This window comes from Acidovorax sp. GW823-FHT01C06, from assembly GCF_058798375.1.
This window is the reverse complement of sequence record NZ_JBXAKN010000008.1, coordinates 170,834-184,100: the sequence shown is the minus strand read 5'-3', so window position 1 is coordinate 184,100 and position 13,267 is coordinate 170,834. Positions and strand designations below refer to the sequence as shown.

Genomic DNA, 13,267 nt, shown 5'->3' with positions numbered 1-13,267 from the left:
GTTGCACCATGAATGAGCTGCCCACCTTGACGCCGCCCCTGTCCGCCGAAATCGTTCCCCAGCGGCCGCTTCGCGGCACGGCTGCCATGCCCGGCGCCCTGCAGCCGGTGGCGGCGCGGGGGGCCATCGAGGTGGCATGGGCGCGGCATGAAGATGAGGTGCGCCAGGCGCAGCGGTTGCGGTTCGATGTGTTCGCGGCGGAGATGGGCGCTCGATTGACGACCCCCATCCCCGGCCACGACGTGGACCTGTTCGACGACTATTGCGAGCACCTGCTGGTGCGCGACGCCCAGAGCCAGCAAGTCATTGGGACTTACCGCGTGCTCACTCCCGCACAGGCCCGGCGCGTCGGCGGCACCTACAGCGACACCGAGTTCGACCTGACGCGGCTGCGCTCCCTGCGCCCGCGCATGGTGGAGCTGGGCCGCAGCTGCGTGCACCCCGACCACCGCCACGGCGGCGTGATCATGGCGCTGTGGAGCGCGCTGGCGGATTTCATGGTGCGCAACCAGCTCGACACGATGATCGGCTGCGCCAGCATCCCCATGCTGCACAACGGCGTCGTCAGCGGCGACGCGGCCGCGAGCATCTGGCAGCAGGTGCGCAAGACACACCTGGCCCCCATCGAATACCACGTGCTTCCCCGGCTGCCGCTGCCCGTCGAGCAGCTGGACGGTTCGATCACGGTGGAGCCCCCGGCGCTCATCAAGGGCTACCTGCGCTTGGGCGCGCGCGTGCTGGGCGCTCCAGCCTGGGACCCGGACTTCAACACCGCGGACCTGCCGATGCTGATGCGCCTGGCGGACCTGCACCCCCGCTACCGCAAGCATTTCCTGGGGGCCTGATGCGCACCGCGTTCGATGCCCTGGGCCCCTGGATGGAACCGTCCGTGGGCCACGAGGACATGGCCGACGACGCACATGCCTTCGCGGCGGGTCATCGCCGGTACCGCGCGGTCTTCATTTCGGATTTGCACCTGGGCACCCCGGGGTGCCAGGCGGTCGCGCTGCTGGACTTTCTCAAGCACCACCCCAGCGACCACCTCTACCTCGTGGGCGACATCGTCGACGGCTGGCAGCTGCGCCGCAAGTGGTTCTGGCCCCAGGCCCACAACGATGTCGTGCAAAAGCTCCTGCGGCGCGCGCGCAAGGGATGCCGGGTGGTCTTCGTGCCTGGCAACCATGACGAGTTTGCACGCGCCTTTGTCGGCCACTCGTTCGGCGGCATCGAAGTGCTGGCCGAGGCGGTGCACACCACGGCGGACGGCCGCAGCCTGTGGGTCACGCACGGAGACCACTTTGACGGAGTGATCCAGTGCGCCAAGTGGCTGGCCTACCTGGGGGACAACCTGTATGAGTTCACGCTGCGGCTCAACCGGCACCTCAACACCTTGCGCGCCCGCATGGGGCTGCCCTACTGGTCGCTGTCGGCCTACCTGAAGGGCAAGGTCAAGAAGGCGCTCAATTACGTGACCGACTTTGAAGTGGCCGTGGCCGCCGAGGCGCGCCGCAGGGGACATGACGGCGTGGTGTGCGGCCATATCCACCGCGCGGAGATGCGGGAGATCGGCGGAACCCTGTATTGCAATGACGGCGACTGGGTGGAAAGCCACACCGCGCTGGTCGAACACCTGGACGGCCGGCTGGAACTGCTCCAGTGGCCCGCTTCTCCCTTCGCCGACACATCGCGGACCGAGGCCGCCGTTGCCCTATGAAAATCGCCTTGCTGACGGATGCCTGGCTTCCCCAGGTCAACGGGGTCGTCACCACGCTGCTGGAGCTGGTGCGGGAGCTGGAAGCCGCCGGGCACGCGGTCCAGGTGCTGCATCCCGGCCAGTTCGCAACGCGCCCGTGCCCTGGCTATGCAGGGATCGATCTGGCCGTGCGGCCCGCGCAGCGCGTGGCAGGGATGCTGGATGCGATGGAGCCCGACGCCATCCACCTTGCCACCGAGGGGCCGCTGGGCTGGGCGGGGCGCCGCTACTGCCTGCGCAAGGGCCTGGCATTCACCACGGCATTCCATACCCGTTTCCCGGAAATACTGAACGCGGCCTTGCGGGTGCCGCTTGGATGGGGGTACGCGCTGTTCCGTCATTTCCATCGCCCGTCATCGGGCGTGATGGTGCCGACGCACGGCGTCCTGCAGATGCTGGAGCACCGGGGATTTCGCAACCTGCGCCTGTGGACCCATGGCGTTGACACGCAGGCTTTCGCGTTCCACGGCGCCACCACCCCCAGCCCGCTCATGGGGGCCCTGGCCCATCCCGTGGCCTTGTACGTGGGACGGATCTCGTACGAAAAGAACATCGAGGCCTTCCTCCGGCTGGACATGCCCGGCTCCAAGGTGGTGTGTGGTGTCGGCCCGCTGGAGGCGCGCCTGAAGGCCAGGTACCCGCAGGTCCGCTGGCTGGGCATCCTGGACCGCCCGGCACTGGCCCAGGTGTATGCGGCGGCGGATGTTTTTGTGTTTCCCAGCCGTTCTGAAACCTTCGGGCTGGTCATGCTCGAGGCCATGGCCTGCGGAACGCCGGTGGCCGCTTTCCCCGTGGACGGGCCGATGGAAGTGCTGGGTGCACATCCTGGCCAGCCGGCACGGGGGGGCGTGCTGCATGACGATTTGCTGACTGCAAGCCAGGAGGCGCTGGCGATTGCCCGCTCCGACGCCCGGGCGCGTGCGCTCGATTTCACATGGGCCCACGCCGCGCGGCTGTTCGAGCAGTACCTGGTTCCTGCCCGGACACAGGGCGCGGCGCGTGTGACTGTCACGGAGCCTGTCACATCTTTGTCATCTGGGCGTTAAATACTGCAGCCATCCTGCACTCGTCGCGCTTGCGTATCCATGTTGCCCTTGCCCCCCGATGACGCTGTTGCCCTGTCGTGTGACAGTCCCGATGCCACGCCGACGCCACGCGACGGCGGCGTGGGCCACGCACCGGCAGCCGCGCCCACTGCGGCGCCGCCCCACATGTTCCTGGACAGGGACCACAGCATCCTCGCGTTCAACGAACGGGTGTTCGACTGGGCCGTGAGAACGGATGTGCCGCTGCTGGAGCGGCTGCGCTACCTGTGCATCGTGTCGTCCAACCTGGACGAGTTTTTTGAAGTGCGTGCCGCGCCGCACATCACCGCGGCCCAGAAAGGCGAGACCCAGGGCCTTTATTCGACGGCATCCTTCGAAGCAGTGGCCGCCAAGGTGCACGGGCTGGTGGACCGGCAGTACACGCTGTACAACGAGTCCCTGGTGCCTGCGTTTGCCGCCCATGGCATCCGGATCGTGGGGCATGGGGAGCGTTCGCCCGCCCAGAAGCGCTGGGTCCACGAGTATTTCGTGGGCGAGGTGCGGCCGCTGCTGATCCCGGTGGGGCTGGACCCCGCGCACCCCTTTCCCCAGGTGGCCAACAAGTCCCTGAACTTCATCGTGCGCCTGAAGGGGCACGATGCATTCGGGCGAGAGAACGAGATCGCCATCGTCAAGGTTCCCAGGGCCCTGCCCAGGCTGATTCGCATGCCTGCCCGCGTGGCACCCTCGGAAGCGCTTTTCGTGAGCCTTTCCAGCATCGTGCGGGCACACCTGGACGAGCTCTTTCCGGGGCGCGAGGTGACGGAGTTCTCGCAATTCCGGGTGACGCGCCATTCCGACCTCGCGCTGGATGAGGAGGATGTGCGCAATCTGCGGACAGCCCTGCGCCAGGGCTTGCAGCACAGGCACTATGGGCAGGCCGTCCGGCTGGAAGTGTCCGCGGGATGTTCGCAATTCCTGTCCGACTTTTTGCTGGCGCAGTTTGCCTTGCCCCCCGCCGCCTTGTACCGGGTACCCGGGCCCGTGAACCTGGTGCGCCTGACCCAGCTGGTGGACCTGGTGGATGCACCCGCCCTGCTGTTTCCGACCTGGAATTCCGCCTGGCCACGGCAATTGCAGGCCGGGGTGTCCATCATGGAGCAGCTGCGCCAGCGCGACGTGCTCATCCACCAGCCGTTCGAGAGCTTCGACGGACTGCTCGCTTTCCTGCGCGAGGCCGTCAACGATCCCGACGTCCTCGTCATCAAGCAGACGATCTACCGCACCGGTGGCGATTCCGAACTCATGGACCTGCTGACCGAAGCCGTGCGCCGGGGCAAGGAGGTCATGGCGGTCGTGGAACTCAAGGCCCGCTTTGACGAGGAAGCCAACATCAACTGGGCCGAGGCGCTGGAGTCGATCGGCGCGCAGGTGGTGTATGGCGTGGTGGGGCTCAAGACACATGCCAAGATGCTGCTGGTCACGCGCAGGGAAGGGCGCCAGCTGCGGCGGTACGGGCACCTGTCCACCGGCAACTACAACGTGCGCACGGCACGGCTCTATACCGATCTGAGCTATCTCACTGCCGACGAGGAAACCACGGCGGACATGGACGGGGTGTTCAACCACCTCGCGAGCCAGAACCGCCCGCCCAAGCTGCGCAAGCTGATGCTGGCGCCGTTCCATCTGCACCGGCGCATGCTGGAGAAGATCGAGCAGGTGGGGCAGGCCGCGAGCCGGGGAGAGGATGCGCGCATCGTGGCCAAGATGAATGCCCTGACCGATGAAGCCTTGATGCGCGCGCTGATTCTGGCCGCCCAGCGCGGAGCGCGCATCGACCTCATCGTGCGCGGGGCCTGCATGCTCGCGGCCCAGGTGCCCGGGGTGACCGACAACATCCGGGTGCGCTCGGTGATCGGCCGCTTCCTCGAGCACACGCGGGTCTTCTACTTCCGCTGCGGCAGCGACGAGGACCTGTACCTTTCCAGTGCCGACTGGATGAACCGCAACATGATGCGGCGCGTGGAACTGGCCTGGCCCGTGACGGACCCGCGCCTGCGGCAGCAGATCGTTGACGAATGCCTGGTGGCCTACCTGCACGATGACCGGGACGCATGGACGCTGAATGCGCAGGGAGGCTATGACCGGGCACCCCGCCCCGAGGACGGAGTGGGCGCCCAGGACGCCCTGATGGTCCGCTACGGACCGGCCCCTTCCCGGGCGCAAATCGACCAAGGGACAGCATGATGGATCTCATCCTGTGGCGACATGCGGAGGCGGAAGAAGCCGCTGAGGGGGGTGATGACCTGGCGCGGGTCTTGACGCCGCGGGGCGAAAAGCAGGCAGCGCGCATGGCTGCATGGCTGGACCGGCAGCTGCCCGAGGGCCTGCGCGTGCTGGCCAGCCCCTCGCGGCGCACCGAGCAGACGGCCAGCGCCCTGGGGCGCAAGTTCAAGATGCGGGCCGAGCTGCTGCCGGGCGGGACGCCGCAGGAACTGCTGGACCTCGCACAGTGGCCGCGCGCCAAGGGCACGGTGCTGATCGTGGGCCACCAGCCCATGCTGGGGCAGACCATCGCCCAGCTGATGGGGCTGCAGGCTTCGGAATGCGCCGTGCGCAAGGGCTCGGTCTGGTGGCTGAGGCAGCGGCAGCGGCTGGACCAAAGCCAGACATTGCTGATCGCCGTTCAGTCGCCCGAGTTTGTTTGATGCCGGTTGCGCCAGGGGCCGTCCCCGGCGCAGACCGGCTCACTTGCGCGTGGCCTTGGCGGCGGTCCTGGCGGCCGGTGCGGCCGCGGCGACGGGGGCTGCGGCCGCTTGGGCCTTGGGGCGTCCCGTCTTGATGGACGGCACGGCCTGCACTGCGGTGCGCAGTGCGCTGTCGGACATCGCCGCCAGCACCTTCAGGCCGGCGCGCAACAGCTCGCTCTTCTTCACGGGCTGCGCGAGCGCCGCAGAGCGCTGCTTCAGTGTCTCGATGACGGCGTATTCATCCTTCGGGATGGTAAAGCTGTCACGCACCAGCTTGGGCTTCTTGGCCTTGCTGTCCGGGGCAGCCTGCGGCGTGGGTGCTTTTGCTTTGGCGGGCTGGGGCGCGGCCGCAGCCTTCTTGGAGCTGGCCCCTTTCGCCTTGGGGGCGGCAGCAGCGGGCTTCGCGCCCGCTTTCCTGGCCTGCTTGGCGGGAGCCGCTGCCTTGGCGGGTGATTTGGCGGCCACCGAGGCAGAGGGCTTGGCAGGTTTTGCGGGCGCTGTGGCTGTGGCTGCGGGGGCGGACGGGGCGGGTGGTGTGGCGCTGGTGGTGGTCATGATGAAGGCAGTGGGTCAATAAATAAACGGTATAAACAGTTTATATAGTTTATTGCCAATGCTCAGGGAAGGTCAACCACCAGTTCCCAGGGCGTCTTCTGCCAGGCCTGGACTTCCTCGCGAAGAAGGTGCGCAGACTGCGGAAAGGCCGCAGCCCAGCCGGGGCGGGCGCGCAGGAGAAAACGCGGCCCCTCGGCTTGCAATGAGAGGCCTGCCGTGTCCGGATCGCGGCGCGCATGGCACAGCGCCACGGACAGGCGCAGGCTCAGCAGCTGCAGCACGAAGACAGGATCTTGCAGGTCCGCGCCGAGCTTGCGCACCTTGCCGCGCTGTCCCTGCACCAGCACGCCCAGGCGATGCAGCTCGGGAACGGCAAACCCGGCGGCATCGGTGTTGTCCAGGATGTAGGCGCCGTGGCGGTGGTAGTCGCTGTGGGATATGCGGCAGCCGATCTCGTGCAGCCGCGCCGCCCAGTCAAGCTTGCGCGACGCTCGCTCGCTGTCGCCGGGCGTGGCCTGCTCGAACAGGGCACACGCGGTGCGCGCCACCCGTTCCGCGTGCTCCATGTCCACGCCAAACCGCTGCATGAGTCCATTGACGGTGGTGGTACGCAGGTCGGTGCCGGGTTGCTCTCTGTCCAGCAGGTCGTAGAGGGCGCCCTGGCGCAAGGCGCCCTGTGCCACCTGCATGTGCTCGATGTCCAGCAGGTCGAAGACGGCGCGCAGCACGCTGATTCCTCCGCCGATGACGGCGCGCCGCTCTTCCTTCAGCCCTTCCAGGCGCACCCGGTCGGCAGACTGGGCGCGCAGCAGGCGCTCGTGCAGCCAGCCCAGCCCGTCCCGCGTGATGAGGCCCTGCGGGCCGCCGGCGGCGGCCAGGATGTCACCCACGGCGCCCGCGGTGCCGGAGGAGCCGTAAGACACGTCCCAGGTCTCGGGGCGGAAGGTTTCCAGCGCTTCGTCCAGCACGGCCTTGGCCGCGATCTCGGCGGCCAGGAACGCCTGGGCCGTGAATTCGCCGTTGGCGAAGTAGCGCTGCGACCAGGCCACGCTGCCCACGCGGTACGAGGCCACGGAGTAGGGTGTGAACTGCTGGCCCAGGATGAGCTCCGTGGAACGCCCTCCGATGTCCACAACCAGGCGGCGCTCGTCGGATTGCGGCAGCAGGCGGGCCACCCCCTGGTAGATCAGCCGTGCTTCTTCCGGGCCCGACACCACATCGATCGGATAGCCCAGCACCTCGCTGCCGCGTGACAGGAACTCGTCCCGATTGCGTGCCTCGCGCAGCGTCTGGGTCGCCACGGCTCGGACCTGGGCACGGGGAAACCCCGCCAGCCGCTCCCCGAATCGTGCCAGGCAGGCCCAGCCACGCTCCATGGCGTCGCGCGTCAGATTGCGGTCTTCATCGAGGCCGTTGCCCTGGCGCACGGTTTCCTTGAGGTATTCCACCCGCTGGATATGTCCGAACTCATAGCGCCCGATTTCAAGGCGAAAACTATTGGAGCCGAGGTCGACCGCGGCGAGGCGTGTGCCGTTCTGCATGTATTTCTGGTGGGAGCTTCGTTCGGCATCGTACCGCGAGCGTCAGGTGCATCTGTGCGGCACCCGTCGTCTCCCTCATGGAGGCGGGTGCTGATCGCGAGCCGCCCAGTGTCCGTGGACCGTGTGACAGATTCATGACGGTGCGCGCGGCGCTGGATGACCGTGTGGCGGCTCTGTGCGACGGGGTGCCTTGTGTCACCGAATTGTCATCTTGGGGGCCTAGAGTTCGTGCTGTTCCTGTTAACCCTAGCCAAAAGGTACTGAATAATGAAACGCACATTTCTCAAAACCGTCGCTGTCGCACTGGCCACCATGGCTGTGGGCAGTGCCTTTGCGGCGGACATCACCGGTGCAGGCGCGACCTTTCCGTTCCCCATGTACGCCAAGTGGGCCGAGGCCTACAAGAAGGAAACGGGCACGGGCCTGAACTACCAGTCCATCGGATCTTCCGGCGGCATCCGCCAGATCCGCGCCAAGACCGTGGCTTTCGGCGCCACCGATGCGCCCGTGTCCGGCGCCGACCTGGACAAGGACGGCATGGTGCAGTTTCCCGCCATCATCGGCGGCACGGTGCCCGTGATCAACCTGGACGGCTTCAAGCCCGGCGAACTGCGCGTGACGGGCCCCGTGCTGGCGGACATCTTCCTGGGCAAGATCGCCAAGTGGAACGATGCCAAGCTCGCCGCGCTGAATCCTGGCAAGACCCTGCCCGACCAGAACATCACCGTGGTACACCGCGCGGATGGTTCGGGCACCACCTTCAACTGGACCGACTACCTGTCGGCGGTCAGCAAGGAGTGGGCTGATTCCGTGGGCAAGGGCGCGGCCGTGAAGTGGCCTGCCGCGTCGTCCGTAGGCGGCAAGGGCAACGAAGGCGTGGCCGCCAACGTGACCCGCGTGAAGGGCGCTGTCGGCTACGTGGAATACGCCTACGTCAAGAAGAACAACATGAACTTCCTGCAACTGCAGAATGCAGACGGCAAGTACGTGAGCCCTGACGACAAGACTTTTGCGGCCGCCGCCGCCAGCGCCGACTGGTTCAGCGTGCCGGGCATGGGCATCTCGATGGTCAACGCCAAGGGCGCGGACAGCTGGCCCGTCAGCACCGCTTCTTTCATCCTGATGTACAAGGACCCCGCCGACAAGGCGCAGTCGGCCGAAGTGCTGAAGTTCTTCGAGTGGGCGTTCAAGAACGGCAAGGGCATGGCCACGGAACTGGACTATGTTCCGCTGCCCGACAGCCTGACCGCCGAGATCCGCTCCAAGGTCTGGTCGCAGATCAAGAAGTAAGCCAGTTGCCCCAGAATACCCCCCATCGGCCGGCTGGTCTGGCTGATGGGTGCTGGTTTGTGGGGCCTCCAGAAGCCAGATGGGAGTCAACATGAGCGTGGGAACCACCATGAGTTCGCAACCTGTGTCCGTCAAGACGACGGACGCCCCCACAGAGTCCATGGTATCGATTGCCAGGCGGCAGCGCCTGCAGGACATCTTTTTCCATCGCCTGACCCAAAGCCTGTCGCTGCTGGTGCTCGCGGCGCTGCTGGGCATCATCGTTTCCCTTTTTGTCTACGCGTGGCCGACATTCCACAAGTTCGGAGTCCAGTTCATCTGGCGCGTGGAATGGGACATCATCAATGAAGAATTCGGTGCCGCGATTGCCATCGTCGGCACCCTGGCGAGTGCCGGCATCGCGCTGCTGATCGCGGTGCCCCTGGCTTTCGGCATCGCCCTTTTCCTCACGGAAACCTGCCCGGTCTGGCTGCGGCGCCCGCTGGGCACGGCGGTGGAGTTGCTGGCGGCCGTGCCTTCGATCATCTACGGCATGTTCGGCCTGTTCGTGTTCGCCCCGCTGTTTGCCGACTACTTCCAGATGCCGGTGCAGAAGCTGCTGGGCTCGATGCCGCTGGTGGGCTTCCTGTTTGGCGGCAGCACCAACGGTTTCGGCATCCTGGCCGCCGGCATCGTGCTGGCGTTCATGGTGCTGCCCTTCGTGGCGGCCGTGATGCGCGATGTGTTCGAGATCGTCCCGCCCATCCTGCGCGAGTCGGCCTACGGCCTGGGCTGCACGACCTGGGAGGTGGTGCGCCGCGTCGTGCTGCCCTATACGCAAAAGGGCGTGATCGGCGGCGTCATGCTGGGCCTGGGCCGCGCCCTGGGCGAGACCATGGCGGTGACCTTCGTGATCGGCAATGCCAACCGCATGCCCACTTCGCTGTTTTCGCCAGGGACGTCCATTGCCTCCACGCTGGCCAATGAATTTGGCGAGGCGGCGGATTTCCACCTCTCCACGCTGTTTGCCCTCGGTTTCCTGCTGTTCGTGATCACGTTCGTGGTCCTGTCGGCCGCCAAGATCATGATGCTGCGCGCCGAAAAGGCCAAGGGCCTCTGAGCCCGCGCCGCACTGCCCATGAACCTCCTTTGAGACAAGCTCCATGGAATTCAACCAACAACTCTACAAAAAGCGCCAGCGCTCCAACGCCGTCGGCCTGACCCTGTCCCTGGGCGCGATGGTGCTGGGCCTGTTCGTGCTGCTGTGGATACTGAGCGTGCTGCTGGCCAACGGCCTGGCCGCGCTGGACCTGAACATGTTCACCCAGTCCACGCCGGCACCGGGCTCCGAGGGCGGCGGCCTGGCCAACGCCATCGTCGGCAGCCTCATGATGGTGGGCTTCACCGTGCTGGTATCGACGCCGATCGGTGTTCTGGCGGGCGTGTACCTGGCGGAATACGGCGACCAGAGCAAGACGGCCGAACTCACCCGTTTCGTGACCGACATCATGCTGTCGGCCCCGTCCATCGTGCTCGGGCTCTTCGTCTACGCGATCGCCGTGGCCACGGTGGGCAACTTCTCGGGCTGGGCTGGCAGCCTGGCGCTGTCGCTGATCGCCGTGCCCGTGGTGGTGCGCACCACCGAGAACATGCTGCGCCTGGTGCCCGGCAGCCTGCGCGAAGCGGCCTTCGCGCTCGGCGCGCCGCGCTGGAAGGTGTCCACCATGGTCACCCTGCGCGCCGCGCGCAGCGGCGTGATGACCGGCCTGCTGTTGGCAGTGGCCCGCATCAGCGGCGAGACGGCGCCCCTGCTGTTCACCGCGCTCAACAACCAGTTCTTCAGCACCAACATGAGCGCCCCCATGGCCAACCTGCCGGTGGTGATCTTCCAGTTTGCCCTGAGCCCCTATGAGAACTGGGTGCGCCTGGCCTGGGGCGGTGCCTTGCTCATCACGCTGTCGGTGCTGATCCTCAACGTCGTGGCACGGGTCTTCCTGCGCGAGAAGAACCGCGTCTGACCCCACGCCAGCCCTCCCCATTGCAGATACAGACCGCCTCCATTTTCAGGAATTGACAATGAACGCCACCGCTACCGCCACCGCCAGCAAGAATGCGCTGGAACTGCGCAACCTGAGCTTCTTCTACGGCAAGTTCCAGGGGCTGCGCAACGTCAGCCTCAACATCGCGGAACACAAGGTCACCGCCTTCATCGGCCCTTCGGGCTGCGGCAAGTCCACCCTGCTGCGCACGCTCAACCGCATGTACAGCCTGTACCCGGGCCAGCGTGCGGAAGGCTCGATCAACTTCTACGGCCAGGACATCCTGGACCCCAAGCAGGACATCAACCTGCTGCGCGCGCGCATCGGCATGGTGTTCCAGAAGCCCACGCCGTTTCCCATGTCCATCTACGACAACATCGCCTTCGGCGTGAAGCTCTACGAGACGCTGAGCAAGAGCGAGATGGACGACCGCGTGGAATGGGCTCTGTCCAAGGCGGCGCTGTGGACCGAGGTGAAGGACAAGCTGCACCAGAGCGGCCTGTCCCTGTCCGGCGGCCAGCAGCAGCGCCTGTGCATCGCGCGCAGCGTGGCCGTCAAGCCCTCGGTGCTCCTGCTCGACGAGCCCACCTCGGCGCTGGACCCGCTGTCCACCGCCAAGATCGAAGAGCTGATCGACGAGCTCAAGCACGACTACACCATCGCCATCGTGACGCACAACATGCAGCAGGCCGCCCGCTGCAGCGACTACACCGCCTACATGTACCTCGGCGAAATGATCGAGTTCGGTGCCACCGAACAGATCTTCTTCAAGCCCGAGCGCAAGGAAACCGAAGACTACATTACCGGCCGTTTCGGCTAAGGAGACAGCAGATGCCCGATAAACATCTTTCGTCCCAGTTCGACAGCGAACTCAACAGCGTGTCCGCCCGTGTCATGGAGATGGGGGGGCTGGTGGAATCGCAGATCCGGCAGGCGGTCTACGCGCTGTCCCAGTTCAGCCTGGAGGCCGTGGAGACCGTGGCCTCGATGGAGACCCGCATCAATGCGATGGAGGTCGAGATCGACCAGGAGCTGTCCTCCATCATCGCCCGCCGCCAGCCCACCGCGCGCGATTTGCGCCTGCTGCTGGCCTTCTCCAAGGCCACGGCCAACCTCGAGCGCATGGGCGACGAGGCCAACAAGATGGCGCGCATGGTGCGCTCCATCATCGAAGGCGGCGCCCCGCGTTCGCTGCCGTCGAGCGACCTGCGCGTGGCAGCCGAGCTGGCCTCGGGCCAGCTGCGCAAGACGCTGGACGCGTTCGCGCGGCTGGACGTCAAGGCGGCCGTGGCCATCCTCAAGGAGGACGACCTCATCGACAAGGAATTCGACGGCTTCGTGCGCAAGCTCATCACCTACATGATGGAAGACCCGCGCACCATCTCGCCCAGCCTGGACCTGTTGTTCCTGGCCAAGGCCATCGAGCGCATCGGTGACCATTCCAAGAACGTGGCCGAGCTGATCATCTATCTGGTCAAGGGCAAGGATGTGCGCCACACTGCCCTCGACGAGATCGAGTCGGCCGTGCTGTAAGAAAGGGCTTTGGCACACCTATGAGAAAGCTCCCACGCGTCCTCATCGTGGAGGACGAACCCGCGATTGCCGAGCTGATTGCCGTCAATCTGCGCCACAACGGATTCCAGCCCTTCTGGGCGGAAGACGGCGACTCCGCCCAGCGCGAGCTCGACGCCGTGCTGCCGGATGTCATCCTGCTGGACTGGATGCTGCCGGGCCAAAGCGGCCTGTCGCTGGCTCGCAAATGGCGTGCCGACAGCCGTACCAAGCCCATCCCCATCCTCATGCTCACCGCCCGTGGCGACGAGCCCGACAAGGTGGCGGGGCTGGATGCCGGTGCCGACGACTACATCACCAAGCCATTTTCCACGCAGGAGCTGCTGGCCCGCATCCGCGCGGTGCTGCGCCGCCGTGCGCCCGAGCAGGTCAGCGACAGCGTGACCATCGGCGAGCTGGTGCTGGATGCCGGCACCTACCGCGTGACCTTCCAGGGCCAGCCGCTCAAGGTGGGCCCCACCGAGTTCAAGCTGCTGCACTTCCTGATGAAACACGCCGAGCGCGTGCACAGCCGCTCGCAGCTGCTCGACAAGGTGTGGGGCGACCATGTGTTCATCGAGGAGCGCACGGTGGATGTGCATGTCAAGCGGCTGCGTGAAGCGCTGGGTGCCGCATCCGTCATGGTGGAAACCGTGCGCGGGGCAGGCTACCGGCTCACGGCCCAGCCGCAGGTGCAGTTGCAGGCGTGATGGCGCAGGCCTGATGTTTGGATGGGGTGCACGGGTTGCGCCCCTGGCGTTGATAAGAAGGCTGAGCTGACCGC

The 13,267-nt window shown here is 66.2% G+C and carries 13 protein-coding genes; 11 read left to right on the top strand and 2 right to left on the bottom strand.

Features of this window, described 5'->3' with window-relative positions; all coding sequences use genetic code 11:
- The first annotated feature begins 8 nt into the window (after positions 1 to 8).
- The 5 genes from AC1RCS_RS17360 to AC1RCS_RS17340 are packed head-to-tail and all read left to right on the top strand — an operon-like array spanning position 9 to position 5,486.
- A complete protein-coding gene (locus AC1RCS_RS17360) occupies positions 9 to 845 on the top strand; it encodes a GNAT family N-acetyltransferase (protein WP_218341599.1) in 837 nt (278 codons plus the stop codon).
- On the top strand, positions 845 to 1,714 hold the full coding sequence (locus tag AC1RCS_RS17355) for a UDP-2,3-diacylglucosamine diphosphatase (RefSeq protein WP_218297668.1): 870 nt from the start codon (positions 845 to 847) through the stop codon (positions 1,712 to 1,714). The genes AC1RCS_RS17360 and AC1RCS_RS17355 overlap by 1 nt, the downstream gene beginning before the upstream one ends.
- A complete protein-coding gene (locus AC1RCS_RS17350) occupies positions 1,711 to 2,799 on the top strand; it encodes a glycosyltransferase family 4 protein (RefSeq protein WP_492245443.1) in 1,089 nt (362 codons plus the stop codon). Before AC1RCS_RS17355 ends, AC1RCS_RS17350 begins: the two co-directional genes overlap by 4 nt.
- Before the next feature lie 39 nt (positions 2,800 to 2,838).
- Positions 2,839 to 5,025, top strand: coding sequence for a polyphosphate kinase 1 (gene ppk1, locus AC1RCS_RS17345; RefSeq protein ID WP_492245444.1), 2,187 nt, complete (start codon positions 2,839 to 2,841; stop codon positions 5,023 to 5,025).
- Positions 5,022 to 5,486, top strand: coding sequence for a SixA phosphatase family protein (locus AC1RCS_RS17340; RefSeq protein ID WP_492245445.1), 465 nt, complete (start codon positions 5,022 to 5,024; stop codon positions 5,484 to 5,486). Before ppk1 ends, AC1RCS_RS17340 begins: the two co-directional genes overlap by 4 nt.
- 39 nt (positions 5,487 to 5,525) lie before the next feature.
- Here the strand turns inward: AC1RCS_RS17340 and AC1RCS_RS17335 are convergent, their stop codons facing one another.
- Together AC1RCS_RS17335 and AC1RCS_RS17330 are read right to left on the bottom strand one after the other, a co-directional pair.
- Positions 5,526 to 6,083, bottom strand: a complete 558-nt coding sequence (locus AC1RCS_RS17335) for a hypothetical protein (protein WP_492245446.1) — start codon at positions 6,081 to 6,083, stop codon at positions 5,526 to 5,528.
- Between the two features lie 62 nt (positions 6,084 to 6,145).
- Positions 6,146 to 7,624 (bottom strand): Ppx/GppA phosphatase family protein, encoded by a 1,479-nt coding sequence (locus AC1RCS_RS17330; protein ID WP_218297663.1) that lies wholly within the window; start codon positions 7,622 to 7,624, stop codon positions 6,146 to 6,148.
- 267 nt (positions 7,625 to 7,891) lie between these two features.
- Between AC1RCS_RS17330 and pstS the strand changes: the two genes are divergently transcribed.
- The 6 genes from pstS (at position 7,892) to phoB (ending at position 13,193) form a co-directional block, all read left to right on the top strand.
- Entirely contained in the window at positions 7,892 to 8,914 is a 1,023-nt protein-coding gene (gene pstS, locus AC1RCS_RS17325) for a phosphate ABC transporter substrate-binding protein PstS (protein ID WP_218297662.1), read from the top strand.
- Between the two features lie 79 nt (positions 8,915 to 8,993).
- Complete coding sequence (pstC, locus tag AC1RCS_RS17320; RefSeq protein ID WP_218297661.1) at positions 8,994 to 10,013, top strand: phosphate ABC transporter permease subunit PstC; 1,020 nt, start codon at positions 8,994 to 8,996, stop codon at positions 10,011 to 10,013.
- Positions 10,014 to 10,056: 43 nt separating this feature from the next.
- Positions 10,057 to 10,911, top strand: a complete 855-nt coding sequence (gene pstA / locus AC1RCS_RS17315; RefSeq protein WP_218297660.1) for a phosphate ABC transporter permease PstA — start codon at positions 10,057 to 10,059, stop codon at positions 10,909 to 10,911.
- A 58-nt stretch (positions 10,912 to 10,969) separates the two neighbouring features.
- On the top strand, positions 10,970 to 11,752 hold the full coding sequence (gene pstB, locus AC1RCS_RS17310; RefSeq protein ID WP_218297659.1) for a phosphate ABC transporter ATP-binding protein PstB: 783 nt from the start codon (positions 10,970 to 10,972) through the stop codon (positions 11,750 to 11,752).
- Between the two features lie 11 nt (positions 11,753 to 11,763).
- A complete protein-coding gene (gene phoU / locus AC1RCS_RS17305; RefSeq protein ID WP_010457902.1) occupies positions 11,764 to 12,465 on the top strand; it encodes a phosphate signaling complex protein PhoU in 702 nt (233 codons plus the stop codon).
- Positions 12,466 to 12,485: 20 nt separating this feature from the next.
- The gene (gene phoB, locus AC1RCS_RS17300) at positions 12,486 to 13,193 is read left to right on the top strand and encodes a phosphate regulon transcriptional regulator PhoB (protein ID WP_142146933.1); all 708 of its coding nucleotides are present in this window, start codon (positions 12,486 to 12,488) and stop codon (positions 13,191 to 13,193) included.
- Positions 13,194 to 13,267: the final 74 nt, after the last annotated feature.